The sequence below is a fragment of the Candidatus Symbiopectobacterium endolongispinus genome (genome assembly GCF_018777385.1).
Taxonomy (GTDB): domain Bacteria; phylum Pseudomonadota; class Gammaproteobacteria; order Enterobacterales; family Enterobacteriaceae; genus Symbiopectobacterium; species Symbiopectobacterium endolongispinus.
This window is the reverse complement of record NZ_JAFJYB010000007.1, coordinates 133,102-156,620: the sequence shown is the minus strand read 5'-3', so window position 1 is coordinate 156,620 and position 23,519 is coordinate 133,102. Positions and strand designations below refer to the sequence as shown.

13 protein-coding genes and 10 pseudogenes are annotated in these 23,519 nt (G+C 52.1%); 13 read left to right on the top strand and 10 right to left on the bottom strand.

Features of this window, described 5'->3' with window-relative positions:
• The 3 genes and pseudogenes from JZM30_RS21850 to JZM30_RS21840 all read right to left on the bottom strand — a co-directional run.
• On the bottom strand, window positions 1-272 hold a 272-nt coding region (locus JZM30_RS21850; RefSeq protein WP_252321301.1), incomplete at its 3' end, for a DUF898 family protein.
• Between the two features lie 453 nt (window positions 273-725).
• Window positions 726-2,296: pseudogene (locus JZM30_RS21845) on the bottom strand (methyl-accepting chemotaxis protein).
• Window positions 2,297-2,431: 135 nt separating this feature from the next.
• Window positions 2,432-3,484: an alpha/beta fold hydrolase gene (locus JZM30_RS21840; protein ID WP_252321300.1), complete on the bottom strand. Its 1,053-nt coding sequence runs from the start codon at window positions 3,482-3,484 to the stop codon at window positions 2,432-2,434.
• A gap of 378 nt (window positions 3,485-3,862) precedes the next feature.
• Between JZM30_RS21840 and JZM30_RS21835 the strand changes: the two are divergent.
• Window positions 3,863-4,365 (top strand): annotated as a pseudogene (locus JZM30_RS21835) (GNAT family N-acetyltransferase).
• A gap of 48 nt (window positions 4,366-4,413) precedes the next feature.
• Here JZM30_RS21835 and rraB read toward each other — a convergent pair.
• Window positions 4,414-4,821, bottom strand: coding sequence for a ribonuclease E inhibitor RraB (gene rraB / locus JZM30_RS21830; protein ID WP_252321299.1), 408 nt, complete (start codon window positions 4,819-4,821; stop codon window positions 4,414-4,416).
• A gap of 163 nt (window positions 4,822-4,984) precedes the next feature.
• Here rraB and argF point away from each other — a divergent pair, with 163 nt between their 5' ends.
• Entirely contained in the window at window positions 4,985-5,992 is a 1,008-nt protein-coding gene (gene argF, locus JZM30_RS21825; protein WP_252321298.1) for an ornithine carbamoyltransferase, read from the top strand.
• 28 nt (window positions 5,993-6,020) lie between these two features.
• Here argF and JZM30_RS24910 read toward each other — a convergent pair.
• Window positions 6,021-7,009: pseudogene (locus JZM30_RS24910) on the bottom strand (LacI family DNA-binding transcriptional regulator).
• A gap of 261 nt (window positions 7,010-7,270) precedes the next feature.
• Window positions 7,271-7,739, bottom strand: a pseudogene (locus tag JZM30_RS21815) (NanQ anomerase/TabA/YiaL family protein).
• Between the two features lie 457 nt (window positions 7,740-8,196).
• On the opposite strand from JZM30_RS21815, the gene pyrB reads away from it, so the two are divergent.
• The 5 genes and pseudogenes from pyrB (at window position 8,197) to nrdG (ending at window position 13,319) form a co-directional block, all read left to right on the top strand.
• Window positions 8,197-9,132, top strand: a complete 936-nt coding sequence (gene pyrB, locus JZM30_RS21810) for an aspartate carbamoyltransferase (RefSeq protein ID WP_252321297.1) — start codon at window positions 8,197-8,199, stop codon at window positions 9,130-9,132.
• Between the two features lie 14 nt (window positions 9,133-9,146).
• Window positions 9,147-9,613 (top strand): annotated as a pseudogene (gene pyrI / locus JZM30_RS21805) (aspartate carbamoyltransferase regulatory subunit).
• Between the two features lie 143 nt (window positions 9,614-9,756).
• The gene (gene ridA, locus JZM30_RS21800) at window positions 9,757-10,143 is read left to right on the top strand and encodes a 2-iminobutanoate/2-iminopropanoate deaminase (RefSeq protein ID WP_252321296.1); all 387 of its coding nucleotides are present in this window, start codon (window positions 9,757-9,759) and stop codon (window positions 10,141-10,143) included.
• 450 nt (window positions 10,144-10,593) lie between these two features.
• Window positions 10,594-12,720 (top strand): annotated as a pseudogene (gene nrdD / locus JZM30_RS21795) (anaerobic ribonucleoside-triphosphate reductase).
• Between the two features lie 134 nt (window positions 12,721-12,854).
• Window positions 12,855-13,319, top strand: coding sequence for an anaerobic ribonucleoside-triphosphate reductase-activating protein (gene nrdG / locus JZM30_RS21790; RefSeq protein WP_252321295.1), 465 nt, complete (start codon window positions 12,855-12,857; stop codon window positions 13,317-13,319).
• Window positions 13,320-13,330: 11 nt separating this feature from the next.
• Here the strand turns inward: nrdG and JZM30_RS21785 are convergent, their stop codons facing one another.
• The 4 genes and pseudogenes from JZM30_RS21785 to exbB all read right to left on the bottom strand — a co-directional run bounded on the left by JZM30_RS21785 (window position 13,331) and on the right by exbB (window position 16,080).
• A complete protein-coding gene (locus tag JZM30_RS21785) occupies window positions 13,331-13,996 on the bottom strand; it encodes an NAD(P)H-binding protein (RefSeq protein ID WP_252321294.1) in 666 nt (221 codons plus the stop codon).
• Window positions 13,997-14,024: 28 nt separating this feature from the next.
• On the bottom strand, window positions 14,025-14,462 hold the full coding sequence (locus tag JZM30_RS21780) for a YhbP family protein (RefSeq protein ID WP_252321293.1): 438 nt from the start codon (window positions 14,460-14,462) through the stop codon (window positions 14,025-14,027).
• A 465-nt stretch (window positions 14,463-14,927) separates the two neighbouring features.
• A complete protein-coding gene (gene exbD / locus JZM30_RS21775) occupies window positions 14,928-15,350 on the bottom strand; it encodes a TonB system transport protein ExbD (protein WP_252321292.1) in 423 nt (140 codons plus the stop codon).
• A 3-nt stretch (window positions 15,351-15,353) separates the two neighbouring features.
• A pseudogene (exbB, locus tag JZM30_RS21770) lies at window positions 15,354-16,080 on the bottom strand (tol-pal system-associated acyl-CoA thioesterase).
• Between the two features lie 880 nt (window positions 16,081-16,960).
• Here exbB and JZM30_RS21765 point away from each other — a divergent pair.
• The 6 genes and pseudogenes from JZM30_RS21765 (at window position 16,961) to JZM30_RS21740 (ending at window position 23,146) form a co-directional block, all read left to right on the top strand.
• Window positions 16,961-17,938 (top strand): annotated as a pseudogene (locus JZM30_RS21765) (TRAP transporter substrate-binding protein).
• Between the two features lie 178 nt (window positions 17,939-18,116).
• A complete protein-coding gene (locus tag JZM30_RS21760; RefSeq protein WP_252321291.1) occupies window positions 18,117-18,623 on the top strand; it encodes a TRAP transporter small permease in 507 nt (168 codons plus the stop codon).
• 15 nt (window positions 18,624-18,638) lie between these two features.
• A pseudogene (locus JZM30_RS21755) lies at window positions 18,639-19,923 on the top strand (TRAP transporter large permease).
• Window positions 19,924-20,115: 192 nt separating this feature from the next.
• On the top strand, window positions 20,116-21,309 hold the full coding sequence (metC, locus tag JZM30_RS21750; protein WP_252321290.1) for a cystathionine beta-lyase: 1,194 nt from the start codon (window positions 20,116-20,118) through the stop codon (window positions 21,307-21,309).
• A gap of 241 nt (window positions 21,310-21,550) precedes the next feature.
• Complete coding sequence (locus JZM30_RS21745) at window positions 21,551-22,195, top strand: DedA family protein (protein WP_252321289.1); 645 nt, start codon at window positions 21,551-21,553, stop codon at window positions 22,193-22,195.
• A 254-nt stretch (window positions 22,196-22,449) separates the two neighbouring features.
• Window positions 22,450-23,146, top strand: a pseudogene (locus JZM30_RS21740) (aldo/keto reductase).
• Window positions 23,147-23,519 lie beyond the last annotated feature (373 nt).

Genomic DNA, 23,519 nt, shown 5'->3' with positions numbered 1-23,519 from the left:
AGCAAAATATACAGCAGTACCAGCGCACCAATCACGATAATGCGCCCTTTCAGGATCTGGATGGGCTCGGCGTGATAATCAAAACGATCGCCATTAATCTCGGTATTGCCATAAAAATAACGACAGGTGCGCACCGTAGCCCAGGCAGAATAAATACCCAAGGTGATGGTGGTTAATAGCGCATTGACCAGCCAGATTAAAAAATATTCTCCCGATTTTCCATGAAAAACCACGGCATGCTTGCCGTTCCCTTGCGAGATATTGTCACTCATAATACTTTCATCCTAAAAGAAGTATGCCCGTCATACTTCAAGTTGCAGGTGTGTTGGCTGCGTTCGCTCACGCGAATCACTTACTTGTGTAAGCTCATCGTGATTCACTCACTTGCGCTGCTCAAAACGTTAACGTTTTGTCCCGCAACTCGAATTATTTATGGTATAGAACAATCCAAAAACTGAAAATAAGTCAAATTTATTGGTGCGATATAATAAAAACATCTGATTTGAACATGCAAAATAGAAAAAATAAACTTTTTTACATTTGATAAATACATCGATATAAAGATGTATTATGCACTGCGATAAATCTGATAAATCCGGAAAAGAGACAATATTATCGCGCGGGAAAATGCATACGTCTGATAGGGTTATTTAGTTAGCAGGGTAAATTATTTTATATTGATTAAAAACAGGCTCCGCCAATAAGGAGCCTGTTAGGTTTACCGATTAACGCACGCCCACCATTGCCACAGGCGATACCGCAAGGAGCAGCCCATTCTCGGATACATGCCCATCATCCGGTTGAAAACTGGCGATAGCATGCTGCAAGTGAGAAACCTGCTCCTGCAACGATCCTGCCGCAGTTGCTACTTCGGCCACCAGCCCGGCGTTCTGCTGTGTCACACCATCCATTTGATTAATGGCGATATTGATTTGCGAAATCACACGGCTCTGCTCACCGGATGCCATCATGATTTCATCCATGATATCCGCCACTTTCCTGACGTCATCCAGCACTTCATTCATGGTTTTTCCAGCCACTTCCACCAGGCCAGCGCCTTGCTGAATACTGGTCAGCGAGTTATCAATCATTGAGCCAACTTCCTTGGCTGCCGTGGCGCTGCGCTGTGCCAGTGTACGCACTTCGGTAGCCACCACCGCGAACCATTTGCCCTGCTCTCCGGCGCGTGCGGCTTCTACTGCGGCATTGAGCGCCAGTAGGTTGGTTTGGAATGCAATGCCATCGATAACCCCAACAATATCCGAGATCTTGGCGGAACTGCGCTGAATGGTACGCATGGTATCCACTACTTCGGAAATCACACCGCCGCCACGCGCCGCCGAAGCCGAGGCCGAGGCCTTTTGCGCCAAATCGTTAGCCTTGCGCGTGTTATCTTCGTTATTGCTGACCGTCGAGAGGATCTGCTCCTGTTCGATGCCGTTTCATCCAGCGATGCAGCCTGCTGCTCTGTGCGACTTGAGAGATCGATATTGCCGGACGCAATTTCGCCCACGCCAATCCCGATCGCGTCAGTACCGTTACGCACCACGCGCACCATATTCTCCAAACCGTCACGCATACGCTGCGCGGCACTAAACAGCTGCGCGATCTCATTTTTACCCTGCATTTCAAAACGAGCGCGCAGATCGCCTTGTGCGATGCGATCGAATACGCCAATGGCCTGATTCAATGGCTTAACGACCAGATGCGTCATCACCAACCAGGAGAGCAGCGCCAATACCAGCGCCAGCGCAATCGCCACCGTCAGTATAATCTCCATGCGGTTAATGCCGGCGTTGGAGGCGATGTAGGCATCGTCGATGTTCTGACGCTTAAACTGCACCAGTTTCTTGGAAGCAGCATCAAAATCGGCATAGAGCGCGATGGATTTACCTGCGCGCTGGCGATATTCATTCAAATTTCCCGCTTCCAGCGCGGCAAGCGCCGGGGTGATAAAGGTGGTCATCAAGGTTTCACGCTTGCTGGCCATCTCGGCGGAAATCGCTTTCTCTTGCTCCGCCTGCGGATAGGTCAAATACTCCTGCCATTTTTCACTGGCACCGTCGATTTTCCCTTTGGCGCGTTTTAATGCCACCGTTGCCGCATCCTGCGAGCCGTTGCTCATCAGCGATTCATACAAGCGCAGATCGAGACGCGCGCGCAGCAGTAATTCCGAACTTTCATTCAATGCGACCAGGCCGGGCAAAATCTCTTTATCCACTCTAGCGAAGGAGTGATTCCCTGATTGGGCAGCAAACAGCCCCAGCATTCCGACAAACAGCAACAGCGCTGTCAACTATAAGACCATGATGCTGAGCGTCGTGCGGATCTTTATCTTACGAAACATACATCGTCCCTAGTGATTGGTCATCAAGAGCAAGCCTGGCAGGCGCTTCATCGTGGAGGCACCTGCTCGGAAGAAAAACCGCAGTTATTTATGGGAAGGGGCTTTCGCCAGGAATTCACCCAGCGCAGTGCGATAGAAACGGGCGGACATCATGGTTCCGTGGCCACTGGTTTCCGCACTAGCCGGAATCAAGAACAGTGATGCCTGTTTGACCTTCTTCAACGCCGGTTCCAGCGAGCCAATTTCCACCGGATTACGTTCATCATCCGCAGAGTTGATGACCAGCATCGGTGCCTTGATGCGTTCCAAACCGCTCATCGCGTTGTAATCCGCAGAGGAATTCCAGATATAGATGAAGTCATTGGCATCACTGGTCACAGGAGCCGCCAATCGCGCATCCACCATCTTATCCGCCAGCTCACGCGGTGGTGCTTTACTCTGGTAAGCGAGGGTACCGCCCGTTGTGGCGATACTGAACATGATATTGGCGGTCTGCAATGCCGGTGGCTGAGTCTGATAATCACCGTTTTTCCAGGCCGGATCGCGTTTGATTAATTCGATCAACATGCGGCGCAGCATCCAGTTACGACCTGACAGCGCATTGGGTTGTGATGCCATCGGCACCAGCGCATCCATCATGTCAGGGTATTTTTGCCCCCACAGCCAGGTGTGTATCCCTCCCATGGAGTAACCCATAACCAGACGCAAATGTTTGATACCCAAAGCTTCCGTCACCAGTCGATATTGTGCCAGCACCATATCATCGTAGTTATATTGCGGGAATTGCGTGCGCAAACCGTCAGAAGGTTTGTAGGATTTTCCCGATCCGATACTTTCGGGAATGATAATAAAGTGTTTCGTCACATCCAGCGGTTGGCCCGGCCCAAACAGCTCGCCGCCAAATCCATCCGCCAGCAGTGCGCTCACCGGCTGGTTGGTACCGTGCAGCAACAGCACCGCAGGCTTACTGCGGTCACCCAACGTGTAATAGTGCAGGCGGAGGTCGTTACGCGTTTCACCGGTATGAAAACGAAACTCAGCAGGCCGCCAGTCGCCTTCCTGAGGCTGCAAGGGTTGTGCGTAAGCGATGGGAGATAAAAACAGGCTAATCCAGCCTGACAACATGCGATGGGCCATACTACTCGTCATCCATAAGGGTAAATGGATTTCAATAATAATGTGTCCCAGGTCACATCCCAATATGGATTGCAGACTAACCATTAAATAACAATAATATATTGCCATGAGGTAAATTTCTGGCGCATCCTATATAATCGGATAATAATCATAATGTTATGATTAAATAACGGGCGAAACGGCCATATCCTTACGATAAATGTGTCTAATCCATTAGACAAGAAAAAATGAGCGGACAAAAAATCAACATAAGGGATTGCATCGTGGTGAGGCTGCCCATGGCCAACTCCTGTTAATCCGGTATTGCACAAAAACCCCGTTCAATGCTATTACAGCGTAAGAAAATGTAATTATCCCCTATCAGTAAGAGTAAGCACCATGACTATCGCCCTTTCCCTTTCTTTGCGGATGCGCCCCATTACCGCACAGGACAATGCTGCCATTGCGGCAGTGATCCGCCGTGTGTCTGCGGAATTTGGCCTGACGGCAGATAAGGGATATACCGTTTCTGACCCCAACCTGGATAACCTGTTTCAGTTGTATAATCAGCCGAATAGCGCTTATTGGGTCATTGAATACGACGGAGAAGTGGTGGGCAGCGGCGGTATCGCCCCCTTACAGGAGGGGGAAGCGGACGTGTGTGAACTGCAAAAGATGTACTTTTTGCCGATCTTGCGTGGTAAAGGGTTGGCGCGCCAACTTGCGCTGCAAGCGCTCGATTTCGCTCGCCAGAAGGGATTCCGGGCTGCTATCTGGAAACCACCAGCACGTTGACACAGGCGATTATGCTGTATCGTAAACTGGGGTTTGAACACATTCCGCACGCGATGGGCAACACCGGCCACGGAGACTGTGAAGTCACTATGCTCAAGCAACTCTAAAACAGCATGCCGAAGGTCACTTCGGCATGCCCGTGATGCCCTGAGGCATTAATGACGTTTGCCGTCATCATCCTCATCATAAAAATCGTCGTCTTCACCATCCGGATCTTCGAAGTAGGTGCCCCACCCGTCGTAATTGACGTTGTGGCGTGCAGCCAGTTCGATTAACTGCTCGACCTGCTCATCGATCAGCTCAGCATTGAGTGCTACTTCGCTGATGACATCGCAGCACATCAACAGTTTGCCCTCTTCCACTTCCAGCTCTTCCGCATCCGTCACTTCGTAGCCCATTTTAAAGGCATCAACAGCGACCTTTTCCAACGCGTCGAAGTTTTCCGCCGAAAAGTGGTGTTCGATAGTATACAGTGCGTCTGGATCGCTACCATCATCCAGCAGTTCTTCGATGATCAGGCGCGTTTCTTCCCGTTGTTCGTCCAGTAAATCGCGGTTTGCCATGAGTCTGCCCCCCGTTAATCTCTACGTTATTGCCGTATTCTCCCGCACCCCCGACGCCCTCTCCACCATAAAGTTTGACGCCGCCCCTTGAAATTGAATAATTACACATATAAAGTGAATTTTAATTCAACCAACAGCGTTGAGCCACATGGAGATAACTACAATGAACTCGTTTCACCAGCGCCACTTCTTAAGATTAATGGATTTTTCCCCGGCTGAGATCGGCGCACTGTTAACCTTATCTGCCCAACTGAAAGCCGACAAAAAGAACGGCACAGAAAAACGCTACCTGCAAAATAAAAACATCGCACTCATCTTCGAAAAAGATTCGACCCGCACTCGTTGCTCTTTCGAAGTTGCTGCATACGATCAGGGAGCACGCGTCACGTATCTTGGCCCGAGCGGCAGCCAGATCGGCCATAAAGAGTCGATGAAGGATACCGCCCGCGTACTGGGCAGAATTTATGATGGCATCCAATACCGTGGTTACGGTCAGGCACTGGTGGAAATGCTGGCGGAGTACGCCGGTGTACCGGTATGGAATGGGCTGACTAACGAATTCCACCCAACACAACTGCTGGCGGATTTACTGACCATGCAAGAGCATCTGCCTGAGCGCGCTTTCAGCGACATGACGCTGGTCTACGCAGGCGATGCGCGCAACAACATGTGTAATACCATGCTGGAAGCCGCTGCGTTGACCGGTTTGGATCTGCGTCTGGTCGCACCCAAAGCCTGCTGGCCCGATGCCAACCTGGTGGCCGAATGCCGAGCAGCTGCCGAGTTGACTGGCGGAAAAATCACGCTGACGGAAGACATCGCCGCAGGCGTGGCCGGTGCGGATTTCATCTACACCGATGTATGGGTGTCCATGGGAGAGGCCAAAGAGGTGTGGCAGGAGCGGATTGCGCTGCTAAAACCCTATCAGGTCAATATGGCGATGCTTGCCACCACCGGTAACCCGCAGGTGAAATTCCTGCACTGCCTGCCAGCGTTCCATGACGATCAAACCACCATCGGCAAGCAGATGGCCCAGCAGTACGGTTTGCACGGCGGCATGGAAGTGACCGACGAGGTGTTTGAATCAGCGCACAGCATTGTGTTCGATCAGGCAGAAAACCGCATGCACACCATCAAAGCGGTGATGGTCGCCACGCTCGGCCAGGAATAAGGGCCGCGGGCCGCGCTGCGCGCTATGCTCAGCGCCTGGCGACGGACTCTCGGATAACCAAACGTCCTTGATGATGGCAAGGCGGTGTCGGCATGGCATCACCTTGTGACGCAGCCACCAGGCGACCAATCGCATCCTGAATCATGGCAGCAATCGGCACATGCACCGTCGTTAAGGCAGGAGAAAAGTAGCGCCCAATCAGCATGTCATCGAACCCCGCCAACGATATATCCTGCAGCACACGCTTTCCGGCATCAAGAAACACCTTCGCCGCGCCAATTGCCATATCGTCATTGGCCGCCAGCACACAGGTGACGTCCACATTGCGCCCTAGCAGCGTTTGGGCGGCGTGATAGCCGCTCTCCGGCGTCCAGTCCCCTTCCAGACGTAGCGCCTCATCATGTACGATACCCGCCGCTTTCAGCGTATCAAGGAATCCCGCAAGCCGCTGTTCACCAGACGGGGAACCGGGCAGCCCGGCAATAAAAGCGATGCGCGTATGCCCCTGATCGAGCAGATATTGCGTTATCAGTTGGCTGCTGTGATAGTGCTCGATATAGACCGCGTGATTCTGGTGATGGGGCAGCTTACGGTTAATCACGATGCTCGGCGTCTCGTGCTGCTCGATCAGCGTTTCCAACGCCTCTGCTGATAAGAATTTGGGATACACAATAATGATTCGCAACGCAGTGCCAGCAGCATACCAATGGCATTGCGCTCATCCTGCGCACTGTTTTTGCCATCCGCCAGAATCAATTGGCGCTGATGCTTTTCACTGCATGACGCCGCCTGATAGGTCATTTCCGAAAAAAACGGTCCCTGATACAGAGAGTTGGTGATAACCAAACCAATCTAGTTGGTTTTGCGGGTGGCTAACTGGCGGGCAAGCAGGTTTGGACTGAATCCGGTTTCCTCGATGGCGCGAAACACACGCTGCCGCATATCTTCACGTACCACGTTTTTGCCGTTAAGTACGCGAGATACCGTCGCTTTAGAGACGCCCACCTTTTTCGCCACATCCTATATCGTAACCATTTTTAATCCTTCCTTAGGGCGCGCGCAGTCACGGCGTGGCCATCATCAACTGTCAGCGAGGAGGCAGCACAACCACGCTCCCCATCATTACGCGATAAGCACAAACCGCTGCATCGCTGAACGGGACGATATTAATATCTGTACAGGTAATTATGTATGAATATATGAAGGAGGATCAATTATCCCGATGGCGCGCGCCGTGCGCGGCACCGAACGTCTTCGGCGTCGCGCACGGTAGCAAGATTACAGCACCAGTGAAGCGTCGATCTTCACGACGGCTTTGCGTACGCGCGCAGGCTCACCCACGGCACACAGCGGCTTGTGCACTTCGCCCGGGAAGAAGACAACAAAATCACCCGGTTGCATGACAAAGGTTTTTTCCTGCTCACCGGCAGACAAAAATGCGATGTCTTTTATCCGCCAACCAGTCCGTGTCAGGTGTGCCTGCCGGCAGGTTGCTGAAGGTCATACCTTCAACGCCGTTGAGCACAATCTGAATATCCAGATATTTGGCATGGTATTCGGCGCGACGTTTTTCAAACGCTTCAGTGCTGTCATTGGAAACCAGCACAAACACGTTGTTGCCATCGACATCGTGCTTGCCCAGCGGAGTATCGACCGTAATGTTGGCTTTTACGTACTCGATCGCTTCGCGCAGTTTGGCAGGCAGATAAGGAATCAATTCAAGCTGTTGGATATTCCCGGTGATCATAGTAAGTCCTCCCGTGAAAAGTAAAACGTCATTTTAGCGAGCTTTATACTCCTCCATAGGCATTCCCGCTAGTCTACAGTGGCAAAAGTGCTACCTATCCCCTTTATTTTCATTGGTCGAACGCGTAAGGTTTTCTCTAAGCAACCGATTGCCAATACCTAAAAATGCGATTATTGCGCATAAATTAGCGCTTGAAATAGCAAATCGCGCGCGTACAATGCGCCACAATTTGCCAGGAGGAACCATGTGCGCTTGCATCACCACATGCTGTATTTATCACGCTGCTGACCCCTTTTTTCGTCAGCGTGCCGCCTCTTTTCCGGCAATCACCGATCGTTTAAAAAAAGCCCCTCGTTGAAGGGTTTTTTTTTGCCTGTCATACCGGGCGAACCTCGCCTGCCGACTGGCCGAGCGAGAGAAAAATGTTTCAGGGCTAACCGTTGGGAGAAAGGCAAACATGGTCAATCCGCTTTATCAAAAACACATCATCTCAATTAACGACCTCACCCGTGAAGATTTGGAGTTGGCGTTGCAGGTGGCCGCCAGCCTGAAGGCCAGACCGCAGCCGGAGTTGTTAAAACATAAAGTGATCGCCAGCTGTTTCTTTGAGGTCTCGACGCACACTCGGCTCTCTTTTGAAACCGCGATGCACCGTCTGGGCGCTTCCGTGGTCGGTTTTGCTGACAGTAACAACACGTCGCTCGGCAAGAAGGGCGAGACGCTGGCAGATACCATTTCGGTTATCGGCCACTATGTGGATGCCATCGTGATGCGCCACCCGCAGGAAGGCGCCGCGCGTCTTGCCACCGAGTTCTCCAGCGGCATTCCGGTGCTCAATGCCGGATACGGTGCTAACCAGCATCCGACGCAAACCCTGCTCGACCTGTTCACCATTCAGGAAACCCAGGGACGTTTGAATAACATCAATATCGCCATGGTTGGTGACCTGAAATATGGCCGTACCGTGCACTCCCTGACGCAGGCGCTGGCTAAATTCGACGGTAACCGCTTTTACTTTATAGCTCCCGACGCACTGGCGATGCCGAATTACATTCTGGCGATGCTGGAAGAGAAAAACATCACCTACAGCCTGCACACCAGCATTGAAGAGGTGGTATCGGAGCTGGATATTCTGTACATGACGCGCGTACAGAAAGAGCGCCTGGACCCATCCGAGTACATCAATATTAAATCACAGTTTGTGCTGCGCGCGGCCGATCTGAATGCTGCCCGCGACAACCTGAAAGTGCTGCATCCGCTGCCGCGCGTGGATGAGATAACGATGGATGTCGACAGCACGCCTTACGCCTATTACTTCCAACAGGCAGGCAACGGCATCTTTGCACGTCAGGCGCTGCTGGCGCTGGTATTAAATCGCGAACTGGTTCTGTGAGAGGGGAAAACATCATGACTAAGGATAACAAATTACAGGTTGTGAAGCCATCAAACGCGGCACCGTTATCGACCATATCCCAGCGCAGGTTGGCTTCAAGCTGCTGACGCTGTTCAAGCTGACCGCCACCGACCAGCGCATCACCATCGGGCTGAACCTGCCTTCCAATCATCTGGGACGCAAGGATCTGATCAAGATAGAGAACATCTTCCTGACAGAGCAGCAGGCTAACCAGTTAGCGATCTACGCCCCACAGGCCACAGTTAACCAGATTGATGACTACGCGGTGGTACGTAAGCTGGTGCCCAGCCTGCCGGAACGTATTGATGGCGTGCTAACCTGCCCGAACAGCAACTGTATCAGCCGCAGTGAACCAGTCACCTCGTCGTTCAGCGTCAAGCAACGCGATGGCGATGCGCACCTCAAGTGCAAATACTTCGAGAAAGAGTTTGAACGTCAGGCCGTGCTGGCTGACCGCTAATCCGCTGTGCGGCGTGTGCAGGGTCATCAATGCCATTGCCTGCGCCGCGCTTTTCCGAATAATGGTAAGTTGTATCCCTCCCGGCGCAGGCCCGGCGGAAATTGTCCCTTCGAAAATAGCCACGTCGAAATCCAGGAGAAGCCATGTCACGTAGCATCAGCACGGAACACGCCCCAGCCGCTATCGGCCATTATGTACAAGGTGTCGATCTGGGCAGCATGATCATCACTTCCGGTCAGATCCCAGTAAACCCGAAAAGCGGTCTGATTGCCGAGGACATCGTCGCACAAACGCGTCAGTCTCTTGAAAACGTGCAGGCCATTGTGGAAGCGGCGGTCCTGAAAGTCGCCGACATCGTGAAAACCACGGTATTTGTGAAAGACCTGCAAGACTTTGCCACCGTTAACGCTACTTACGAATCCTTCTTTACTCAGCATCAGGCACCGTTTCCGGCGCGCTCCTGTGTGGAAGTGGCGCGTCTGCCAAAAGATGTGAAGATCAAAATCGAAGTCATCGCGGTACGCCGCTAAGCACGAGCGCTGTAGCACGGGGCAACATCGTTGCCCCTTGAGATTGCGGACAAAGTCACTTTACTCTTCGTCATCCCCGGCGAAAGCCGGGAATCTCAGTGAGAAGAAACGCGTTTCACCCAGCGATATAATTGCCCTGCTTGTTGTTATTTCCCTACGTTTATTATGCTTTTTTGTTCGTAATTGCCTTATGGCGCAGAGATAAAAAACTACTAATCAAATCAATACATTATTTTTATTTTGCGCAACGCCATTGCACACCCTTCTACGCTGCTCGAAATTCTTTGTTCTAGATCAATAAATCGCGAATTTCTTTTCACCTAAAACTACATGTAGTGTCTATCATAAATATAGACACTACATGTAGTACTTATCCACAATATCATCCACAACCCCCGCAGCCCTTGTCCGCTGCGGATTCCGCTTGTGGACAACTCTAAGGAACGAACGTTGAAACCAGTAGTGATTAAACTGGACGGTTGCCAAGTGCCTTTTGATGAGATGCTCATCAAGCAGGCGGTCGAACGTGCTGCGCATGCAGCAGAAGTTGATGATACAGATTACTGTGCAACCGTGGCCTGTGCGGTCGCTCAACAAATGCAAGGGAAAGCACGTATGGATATCCGTGATATCCAGAACGCCGTTGAAAACCTGCTGATGTCTGGCCAGTATAAGCAGCTTGCACGTACCTACATTGAGTACCGTCACGATCGTGATGTCGCCCGCGAACAACGCGGCCGTTTGAATCAGGAAATTCGTGGTCTGGTTGAACAAAGCAACATGGCCCTGCTCAAAGAGAACGCCAACAAAGACATCCCTACCCAGCGCGACCTGCTGGCCGGTATCGTTGCCAAGCAACATATCCTGCCGCGCGACGTGGTGCTTGCTCATGAACGCGGTGAAATTCACTACCACGATCTGGACTACTCCCCGTTCTTCCCGATGTTCAACTGTATGCTAATCGACCTTGAAGGCATGTTGACCAAAGGGTTCAAGATGGGTAACGCGGAGATTGAGCCGCCAAAATCCATCTCAACCGCGACAGCAGTGACGGCCCAAATCATCGCGCAGGTGGCAAGCGACATCTACGGCGGCACCACCATTAACCGTATTGATGAAATTCTGGCACCGTTCGTCACCGCCAGCCATAAAAAGCACCGGGAAACCGCTGATGAGTGGCACATTCCCGATGCGGACGCCTATGCGCTGTCTCGTACCGAAAAAGAGTGCTACGACGCCTTCCAGTCGCTCGAATATGAAGTAAATACGCTGCACACCGCCAATGGTCAGACACCGTTTGTCACCTTTGGTTTCGGTCTCGGCACCAGTTGGGAATCGCGCCTGATTCAGCAATCCATCCTGCGCAACCGCATTGCCGGTCTGGGCAAAAACCGTAAAACCGCGGTGTTCCCCAAACTGGTGTTCGCTATCCGCGACGGTGTCAATCACAAGGCTACCGATCCGAACTATGACATCAAGCAACTGGCACTGGATTGCGCCAGCAAGCGGATGTACCCGGATATCCTCAATTACGATCAGGTGGTTAAGGTTACCGGCTCGTTTAAGACGCCTATGGGCTGCCGCAGCTTCCTTGGCGTGCATGAGGAAGAGGGCAAGCAGATCCACGATGGTCGCAACAACCTCGGGGTAATCAGCCTTAACCTGCCGCGCATCACGCTGGAAGCGGAACATAACGAAGAGCGTTTCTGGAACCTGTTGGATAATCGTCTGCAACTGGCAAAAAAAAAGCGTTGATGACGCGCATCGCACGTTTGGAAAACGTCAAAGCCCGTGTCGCTCCAATCCTGTATATGGAAGGTGCCTGTGGTGTACGCATGAAAGCGGACTACAACGTCGCTGAGATCTTCAAAAACGGTCGGGCATCGATCTCATTGGGCTATATTGGGGTTCATGAGACCATTAACGCGCTGTTTGGCAACCAGACACACGTGTTCGACAATGAGCAACTGCGTGAAAAGGCGGTCGCCATCGTCGCACGACTGAAAGCCGCGACCGATCAGTGGAAAGAAGAAACCGGCTACGGTTTCAGCCTTTACAGTACGCCAAGTGAAAACCTGTGTGACCGTTTTTGCCGTATCGACACCGCTGAATTCGGCGTGGTACCAGGCGTGACCGATAAGGGTTACTACACCAACAGCTTCCACTTGGACGTGGAGAAGAAGGTGAATCCTTACCAGAAAATCGACTTTGAACTGCCCTACCCGCCGCTGGCAAACGGAGGCTTCATTTGCTACGGCGAGTATCCGAACCTGCAACATAACCTTAAAGCGCTGGAAGACGTCTGGGATTACAGCTATAGCCGTGTGCCCTATTACGGCACCAATACGCCGATCGATGAGTGCTATGAGTGTGGCTTCACCGGTGAGTTTGAGTGCACCAGCAAAGGCTTCACCTGCCCGAAATGTGGCAATCACGACTCCGCACGCGTATCTGTGACGCGTCGGGTATGTGGCTATCTGGGCAGCTCGGATGCACGTCCGTTTAACGCCGGGAAGCGGGAAGCAGGAAGAGGTCAAACGCCGAATCAAGCACCTCGGCAATGGTCAACTGGGCTAAGCAGCCCGCGCCGTGCCTGATGGTCGCAAGGATGCGGCCAGCTTTGCACGTTTACCGTCGTCAACGGACGCCGGATATCTCTGCTTCGTAAACCATTACTCAGAAAACCATTATCCAGCAAACAATGCCATACCATGAATTATCATCAGTATTACCCGGTTGACGTGGTCAACTGGCCCGGCACGCGCTGTACGCTGTTTGTTTCCGGCTGCGTGCATCAATGCCCAGGTTGCTACAATAAAAGCACCTGGCGGCTCAATTCCGGCCAGCCTTTTACTCAGGCGCTGGAAGACCAGATTATTGCCGATTTGCAGGATACGCAGATTCCGCGCCAAGGCTTGACGCTCTCCGGTGGCGATCCGCTCCATCCGCAAAACGTACTGGATGTGCTACGTTTGGTGGAGCGCATTCATGCCGAATGCCCCGGAAAAGACATCTGGATGTGGACAGGCTACCTGCTCGCTGAGCTTACGCCCGCACAACAACAGGTTGTGGCACTTATCAACGTACTGGTAGACGGTAAATTTGTACAGGATCTCAAAGATCCTGCGTTAATCTGGCGCGGCAGCAGCAATCAGGTTGTCCATCGTTTGCGATGACAGTCGCAGACTTAACCGTGTAGCTCCGGCGCAAGCGGCGGGCTGCCCCATGCGCGCAGTTCCTCGGCCTCGAGCACCGTCACACTGGCTTTTGGTTCGGGTGAAAAGGCGTGATTCATCAGTGCACGGGCCACGGATTTTCCTTCAATCGCTCGCCATTTAGCAGGCATCCACTTGAGCAGTGGTGCGGAAAAGTGCTCCAGCGGCCGTCGCGTTGTCCGTTCGCCCAACAGCAGTGAAGGGCGTACCAGTGTCAAATGTCGCCAGCCTTGCTGACGCAACGCCGCTTCCATCTCACCTTTGATGCGTGAATAGAAAAACGGTGACGTAGCACTGGCACTCATCGCACTCACCGTGAGCAGGTGTGTAGCACCCAGCGCCTTGGCCCGCGCGGCACTGTCGACCACCAGCGTATAATCCACAAAGCGAAACGCCCGCTTACTGCCCACCAGCTTGCGCGTGGTCCCCAGGCAGCAAAACACAATATCGACCGGCTCATGCAATTGCGCCAGCGCAACGCGCACGTCCTCATGACAAGGATTGACCAGTTTATCCTGAGCGGGCAGTGGCCTGCGCGTAGGCGCATAGATAACCTCTACCCGGCTATTGGCTTGCAGCAGCTTCAGCAATTCCTGCCCAATCAATCCTGTCGCGCCTAGCAGCAATACTCGACTCATGGCTCCTCCTGTTGCCAGATGCATTCAGTTATCCGTCGTTTTCCTCATCGCGGTGCCAATGGCGTTTGGTACCAAAACCCAGCGTATTGTCCGTCATCTTCAGGGTATCGATCCGCAAGCGCCAAACGGGTGAGGTCGCCCCCCGGGCGATAGGAAAACGCTGCGTGTAGCGCTCGCGGGCCGAAACCGCCTCTTCACCTTGTAGCAGTAATGCCTGACCGCTGAACTGCACGCCTTTGATCAGCATAATGGTTTTAGGTTGGCCGGCAATCGCCGGGTAACGCAGCATCATTTCACCATGGCGCGTCGAGGTTTCTGTCATGATATAGAAATCGACCTCATTTTCGTCATAAGTATAGGAGCAACTCGCACACCATAATTCCGAATTTCCCCCTACGCATAGCGTCAACACATGCAGCTTTTTCATATAGCGGGAAATAATAGACAGCTCATTTCCGTTGCTCATCAGGCCTCTTCTGGTGCTATGACACGCATGACACACCCGCGCGCGTTAAAACAAAAATCAGAATATTACGCATTACCGATTCCACCGCTATATACCCTGCGCTATATGTGTGATTGCACGGTAAAACCTTATCGTAGTTCGATAAGTTACTCGTAACCTCTCATAATGCGTCATGACGGTGAAAAATCAACCTGTTGTAATCATTACGCCGTGTTGTAATGCAAACAGGCAGCGTCACCGCTGCCGAAAGCTCAGGCCATGTCTTCATGGGTAAAAAGCCAGTGTGAAATCGCGAATGACGGATGCGCGTTGCTGACGGCACACTTTAAACGATGTGTTGGGGAGAGAGTTTGACGTTGATGGGGTTATAGTGGAACGCCGTAGGCAAAGGGGCAATATACGCGTTTTACCTGAACGCACAGCATGACAGGCCGTCCCGCCAGAAGCGCGGGACGGTACAGGCACTTATTTACCCGCTGATTCCATACCCACCAATCCGACCTTCAGATAGCACGCCTTGCGCAAGGTATCCATAACACGCATCATGGTTTCGTAATCGACGGTTTTATCTGCCTGGAAGAAAATGGTGGTCTCTTTGTTGGCGCCCGTTTGCTCATCCAGCAGGTTGGTGAGTCCTGTCTCATTCACGGCAATATCACCCACATACAGCTGTTTGTCCGCCTTCACCGTCAAATACACCGGTTTTTCCGGACGAGGTTGCGGCACCGCCGTGGGCGCCGGCAAGTCGACACGAATATCGACAGTCGCCAGCGGCGCTGCCACCATAAAGATGATCAGCAGCACCAGCATCACGTCAATGAACGGCGTGACGTTGATGTCATGCATCTCGCTGTCACCGCTCGTATCATCGTGCAAATGCATCGCCATAACTTAACCCACCCGCAGTTTTTGATTAGCCGCAGTCAAACGGTTACCGTTACTCGCAGCCACATCCAAATCGCGGCTCACCAGCAAAAGCACCTGTGCCGCCACATCACCCATCAGCGCTTTATAGCTGCCAATTCCGCGAGCGAACACGTTGTAAATCACCACCGCCGGGATAGCAGCGACCAAACCAATCGCAGTGGCCAACAGCGCCTCGGCGATCCCCGGCGCGACGACGGCCAGGTTGGTGGTTTGCGTTTGAGCAATACCGATAAAGCTGTTCATGATACCCCAGACCGTCCCGAACAGCCCAACGAAGGGGGCCACCGCCCCAACCGTTGCCAGATAGCCGTTACAGCGCCCCATTTGGCGACCGGCAGCGGCCACACGACGCTCCAGACGGAAGGCGGTACGCTCTTTGATGCCATTATTGTCATCAGAACGGGCGGAAAGGGTTAATTCATTTTGCGCATCGGCCAGTAATATCGCCGCTGTGCTATCGGCTTTAAAGGCCTCAACGATATCTGCCGCATCATCTAAGGTGCGCGCCTGCTCCAACGCCGCATATTCACGACGCAGGCAACGTTTGCCCCCCCCCCCACACCAGTTCGACGCTTTTACCAAAAAAGATCACCCAGGTAATCACGGAGGCCAGCAGCAAACCGATCATGACGGATTTCACCACCAGATCCGCATGCTGATACATGCCCCAAACGGAAAGATCGATTTTCATGATATTGCCTGCACTACCTTGCGGCAGAGCCAACGGCGATGCAGGCACCGCAGCAGCATCAGCGACGGCAGGGTCAGCCGCCGCAGGCGTCGATGCCGCAGCAGTAGCTTCTGGTGCACTGGCGGCAGCGGTGTTGGCAACTGGTGTAGAAGCAGGTGCTGCGAACGCATTTCCACTTAGTCCTGCTGACGTGACCAGCCCCGCCGTTAAAAACAGAGCCGTCAACATGCTACGGGCAAATGCGCTGAACGCGCCGCGTTGTGTAAGCCAGGCGGGCAATGCCTGGGAAGAAATATGACCGACAGCCGTTTTCACGCTGTGCCTCCACCTATACCAATGAATAGTACAACACCAATGAGTAATGCATCGAATCGACAAGAAATGATATCAAACTGAGCACGAATTGATAGTAGTTCTCATTAGTATTTATGCTTTTTTGAGCACAAAAAACCCCTACCCACCATAAGGGAAAGCACTGATTTAGCATGGCGTCTTCCAGAAACTGCCAATTTGCCAGCCCAGGAACAACAAAAGTCGCGTTCTGTGATCGACTTTAAGTTATTACACCATTATTGAGTAAACGGCGATAAGTTGTCTTACAGGAAAAGCTTATCAGCAATAATTAATAGCAATAAAAACAATACTATAGGCATTTATATGAGAAATCAATTACCATCAATTGTTTCATTCAGTTACCTATATTGCGCTTTTGTGATATGAGTCATTCCGCAAAGTGGTATAATAGGTTAGTTTACCACTGAATATGAGGGGGAATTATTTTGACTTAATTTTTTAATTCCATACATTACGCACCGGGTTTTATTTATAGAACAATAATAGTCGTACCACGAATATATCCTCGAGACTTCTGGAGACCCGAATGAAGCTATCCAAAACACTGATAGGCATCTGCCTAAGCTCCGCCACGCTGTTGATGAGTTATTCAGCCAGCGCATTGCAAATCAAAGCATCCGATGTTCACCCCTAAGGCTATCCCAATGTAGTAGCCGTACAAAAAATGGGAGAAAAATTAAAAGCCGCCACGGATGGAAAACTGGAAATAAAAACCTTTCCAGGCGGGGTATTAGGCGATGAGAAGCAAATGATTGAGCAGGCGCAATTGGGTGCCATCGATATTATTCGTGTATCCATGACCCCCGTTGCCGCCATTTTGCCAGAAATCGAAGTGTTTACCCTGCCCTATATTTTCCGTGATGAAGATCATATGCACAAAGTGCTGGACGGAAAAATTGGTCAGGAAATTGGTGACAAGATTACCAATAACAGCAAATCCAAGCTGGTATTCCTTGGCTGGATGGATGCCGGTACACGTAACCTGATAACCAAAGCCCCTGTCGCCAAACCGGAAAACCTCAAAGGCATGAAAATTCGTGTCCAGAGCAGCCCGGTAGCACTGGCCACGCTGAAAGCCATGGGCGCCAACTCTATCGCCATGGGAACCAGCGAAGTGTTCGGCGGCATGCAAACCGGCGTTATCGATGGTACGGAAAACAATCCGCCCACTTTCGTCGCGCATAACTACATGCCGGTAGCCAAAAACTTTACCTGGAGCCGCCATTTTATTATTCCGGAACTGTTCCTCTATTCAAAAACCAAATGGGATAAACTCACCAAAGATCAACAGGAATTGATTCTTAAATTAGCCAAAGAAGCGCAAATGGAACAGCGTGAATTGTGGAATGCCTATAACCAGCAGTCGCTGGATAAAATGAAGGCCGGCGGCGTGAATTTCTACGACATTGATACCGATTACTATTACAAAGCGACACAGCCAGTACGCGATCAGTTTGGTGCAAAATACCAGGATCTGATCAAGGCAGTGGAAGCGGTGAAATAATCTATCGTTAATAATGCGAGCCAGTGTCATGCTGGCTCGCCCATTATCCCTAATAGCATAAGTTACCCCGGCAGACATTATTACGTTGCACAGTCTGAGTTTTGTCATGGGCTAAAGGCACGGACGATATCCCAATAATGGCACAGGATAATGGCGCAGGGTCGTACAGGTGGAAGCAATGGGCCGTATTTATATTTCTGCAATGGATATTCTCTATCTTATTGCCATGTGGGTTTCCGGGCTAACGTTATTGGTCATGACACTGATCATTCCAGTTGACATTTTCGCACGCTATGTCATGAACTCCGCGCTCTCCTGGCCGGAGCCGGTCTCCATTATCTGTATGGTGACCTTTACCTTTGTCGGTGCCGCCGTCAGTTACCGCGCCTGTTCGCACATTGCGGTGAGTATGGTGACCGATCGTCTGCCCGAGGGCGGCAAGCGCGTGTGCAGCTTTCTCACCAACATGCTGATGTTACTGATCAGCGGATTTATCCTTTATTACAGCACGCAACTTTGCATCGAACTGTGGGAACAGCCTGTGGCTGAATTTCCGGTACTGACAGCCGGCGAGACCTATCTGCCGCTGCCGATCGGCTCTCTGATCACGCTGCTGCTTATTGTCGAAAGAATATGCTTTGGTCCGCAGGATAAGCGTCCTGTCGTGATGCTGGGCAGTGCTTAATTCGGAGGCATTACCATGGATGCATTTATTTTAGTTGCCGCGCTGCCGGTGCTGCTCGCCGTTGGCGTACCCGTCGCCTATGCTGTAGGTCTCAGCGCCATTGTCGGCGCATTCTGGATTGATCTTCCGCTGGAAGCGGTCATGATTCAGATAACCAATGGGGTGAACAAATTCTCTCTGTTAGCCATTCCGTTCTTTATTCTGGCCGGGGCCATCATGGCGGAAGGCGGTATTGCCCGCCGGTTAGTGAACTTCGCCTATATCTTTGTTGGCTTTATTCGTGGCGGTCTGTCGTTGGTGAACATTGTGGCTTCCACCGTCTTTGGCGCCATCTCCGGTTCATCGGTAGCGGATACCGCCTCCATCAGCTCAGTGATGATCCCCGAAATGGAGAAAAAAGGGTATCCGCGTGATTTTGCCGCCGCCGTCACCGTCAGCGGCTCGGTACAGGCCATCCTCACGCCTCCTAGCCATAACTCAGTCATCTACTCGCTGGCTACCGGCGGCACTGTATCCATCGCGTCACTGTTCATCGCCGGTATCATGCCCTGGCTGCTGTTGAGCTTTACCATTATGGTGATGTGCGTCGGGTTTGCCCATAAACGTGGCTACCCCAAAGGTGAGCGGGTGCCTTTCAAGCAGGCGCTGAAAATCTTTGTTGATACGCTGTGGGGACTGATGACCGTGGTCATCATCATGGGGGGGATTCTGTCTGGGATCTTAACGGCCACCGAATCTGCGGCTATCGCCTGCGTGTGGTCGTTCTTTGTCACCATGTTTATCTACAAAGACTACACCTGGGCAGAGCTGCCGAAGCTGATGTACCGCACAGTAAAAAGTCACCATCGTGATGATCCTGATCGGTTTTGCTGCGGCTTTCGGTGCCATCATGACCTACATGCAGTTACCGAGTCGCATTACCGACTTCTTCACGTCTATCTCGGATAACAAGTACGTCATTCTGATGTGGATCAACATAATGCTGTTGTTGGTCGGCACGCTGATGGATATGGCCTCGCTGATCCTGACGCCGGTACTGTTACCTGTCGCCATTTCACTCGGGGTCAGTCCTGTGCATTTCGGCATGATCATGCTGGTTAACCTGGGCATTGGTTTGATCACACCGCCGGTTGGCTCCGTGCTGTTTGTCGCCAGTGCCGTGAGCAAACAGAAAATAGAGCAGGTGGTAAAGGCGATGGTACCATTCTACTGCGGCCTGTTCTTCGTCTTGATGCTGGTGACCTACATTCCCGCCATTTCCCTGTGGCTGCCTAAATTTTTCGGCGTCCATACCGGGTAACGCCGCCTCAATTCTGCCAGCCCTTAGTGCACGATGGGCTGGCACTTCCCTACTTTCTCCAGCATGACATCATTTCTACCTCTTCAAAAACAGTGACTCTGACCATTTTTCTCCCAGATGAAAAAAACGCCATCCCTCTCTTCTTCACACCATGCTAACGTAACCGCTTCCATTCTCTTTGGTGAAACAGATATGAGCAGCAAGAAAACAGCAACGGCGCTAGTCTCAGCAGGACGCAGCAAAAGATACTCTCAGGGATCGGTCAACAGCGTTATCCAACGCGCCTCATCGCTGATTTTTGAGACGGTTGCCGACAAGAAACAGGCAACCCTCAACCGGGCCAAAGGTGGCCTGTTTTACGGACGTCGCGGCACCCTGACACACTTCTCATTGCAGGAAGCGATGACGGAGCTGGAAGGTGGCGCGGGCTGTGCGCTCTATCCGTGCGGCGCAGCGGCGATATCCAATGCGATCCTCTCTTTTGTTTCTGGCGGGGATCATGTGCTGGTGACCGGTTCCGTCTACGAACCGACCCAGGCATTCTGCGATAACGTGCTGAGCAAATTCAATGTTGCCACCAGCTACTTTGATCCACTTATCGGTGCCGGTATTGCTGACCTGATTCAGGAAAACACCAAAGTGGTGTTTCTCGAATCTCCCGGTTCAATCACCATGGAAGTGCACGATGTGCCAGCCATCGTCAGCGCAGTGCGTCGTGTTAATACCGACATCGTGATCATCATGGATAACACCTGGGCGGCGGGCATTCTGTTTAAAGCACTCGAGTTTGGGATTGATATCTCCGTGCAGTCCGGTACCAAATATATTGTTGGCCACTCAGATGCCATGCTGGGTACCGCTGTTGCCAACGCACGCTGCTGGGATCAGTTGCGTGAGCACTCCTATCTGATGGGACAAATGGTCGATGCCGATACCGCTTACGTCGCCAGTCGCGGCCTGCGCCCCCTTGGGGTTCGCCTCAAGCAGCATCAGGAGAGCAGCCTGCGCATCGCCCATTGGCTCGCTGAACGGCCAGAAGTGGCGGTCGTCAACCATCCGGCACTGCCGAGCTGTAAAGGACATGCGTTTTATGCCCGTGATTTCACCGGATGTAACGGATTGTTCTCGTTTGTGCTGAAGCAAAAGCTGAGCAAGGAGCAACTGTCCGACTATCTGGATAATTTTGTGCATTTCAGCATGGCCTATTCTTGGGGTGGTTTCGAATCCCTGATCTTGGCTAATCAGCCGGAGGATCTGGCTTCGATTCGTCCCGCTGGCGGCGTTGACTTCACCGGCACACTTATTCGGTTACATATCGGGCTTGAAGACTGTGATGATCTGATCGATGATTTGACAGCCGGATTCAACAGAACTCACAAAGTGTGACGGCGATATCCCTTGATATGGCTGCGGTGGTGTGTGTAAAGCGTGTATGATGAACGGAATAAGCAAGACAAAAAAACCGCTTTACACGAATAACAGAGCTTACGTCTGTCGCCGAAAGGCGTTCGTATTGGCGACACTAAGATCTTGGCCCTACGCTATTGCTTAGCGACACAGATTGATCCGTTCGGCGTTTGTGCGAGCAGGGTTGTACTTTGGGCCCCTACACCTGGCAGGAAGTAATATGAGTGTGGTTCACGACATCATTCAGGCGCTGTGGCAGCAAGATTTCAGTGCGTTGGCCGACCCCAATGTTATCTGGGTTATCTACGGCATTCTTTTCACGACATTATTTCTGGAAAATGGCTTGCTGCCGGGAGACAGCCTGTTGCTGCTGACCGGGGCCATGATCGCCAAAGGCGTGATGAGCTTCGTGCCCACCATGTTCCTGCTTACCATCGCGGCCTGTCTCGGCTGCTGGCTCAGCTACCTGCAAGGTCGCTGGTTGGGAGATACGCGCATCGTGAAAGGGTGGCTGCTGCAACTACCCGCACACTATCATCAACGCGCCTATCATATGTTCCATCGTCACGGTCTGGTGGCGTTGCTGATTGGCCGTTTTCTGGCTTTTATCCGCACCCTGTTGCCGACCATGGCGGGAATTTCTGTCCTCAACAGCCTGCGTTTTCAGTTGTTTAACTGGCTCAGCGGCTTTATGTGGGTGTTTGGTATCGTCACACTGGGCTATGCCATTAGCCATGTGCCACTGGTCAAGCGCTATGAAGACCAGGTGATGACCGCGCTGATCATCCTCCCCATTGTGTTACTGATCAGTGGATTGGTTGGCATGCTGGTAATGTTGTGGCACAGAAGGCGCTCCGCCGCCTAACGCAGGACCTCTCCAGGCTCTTCTTCAACGGTACCAGCTACCCTCTGATTTTCTTGATGTTACGCGCAAGAAAAGCAGGTACCGTTATATCTCCTCACCGCTTTGCTGCTATTTTCGGCTAGACTTAACCGACATGTCCTGTCCATTACGAACAGGGTTGAAGGGATACCATTCATCACCGTATCCGGTGGCTGAAATCCAACCGAGCCCTTGCCGACCTCGGCAGGGATGATTCTCGAATAAAGGAGAATGACATGACAACGCAACCCATGATCAAACTGGCCGACGGCAACATCATGCCGCAGCTCGGCCTGGGCGTGTGGCAAGCGACACACGATCAAATGGTGGCTGCGGTGACCGAGGCGCTACAGGCCAGTACGCTGCCCCGCGATCAGCTGTTTATCACCACTAAACTGTGGAATACCGATCAGTCCGATCCGCAAAAGGCACTGGAAGAGAGCCTGCAAAAGCTGCGGCTGGATTTTGTCGATCTCTATCTGATCCACTGGCCGGTGCCGGATCAGGATACCTATGTTGATGCCTGGCGCGGCCTGCTGCGTTTGCAGGAGCAGGGGCTGGTTAAAAGCATTGGCGTGAGCAATTTTCATTCACACCATTTACAACGCCTGGAATGCTACGCATCAGATTCAAACCGAGTCCTGGAGTCCGCTGGCACAAGGGGGAGAAGGGGTATTCGAGCAACCGCTGATCCGTCAGCTCGCACTGAAATACGGCAAAACGCCTGTGCAGATTGTGATCCGCCGGCACCTGGATTCTGGTCTGGTGGTGATCCCGAAATCCGTTACCCCCGCGCGCATCCGAGAAAATTTCGATGTGTTCGATTTCCGTCTCGACAAAGACGAACTGGGCGAGATCGCCAAGCTGGATGCAGGCAAACGGCTGGGACCAGACCCGGATGTCCCACGCACCAATTTTCCGACCAAAGACTAACGTGGTTTCCGCTGCACTCGCCCCCTCTTAAGATCGCCATCAAATAACAATCAGAATTCCCTCCAACATTAACAGACACCAAACGAGCTTCCCGCATCCATTTATCGGGTAAAGACCCTATTACATGCTTCATGGCGCAGTTCAGGCGTTCGAGTAATACCCAAACCCTATGAATAATGGAGATGTTACCGATGAAAAATGCAATCAAATATCTGCTTCTGGCGAGCATATTGAGCCTTACCGCGGGCGTTAACGCGCACATAGGCCACGATCGGATGTATTTCGACGACCCGGCAACAGGTCCGGATGTAGGTACAGCGGAGTGGGTACGCTGCCAGGCCCGAGGCGGTTGTCAGTAATCTGACGAGACAGC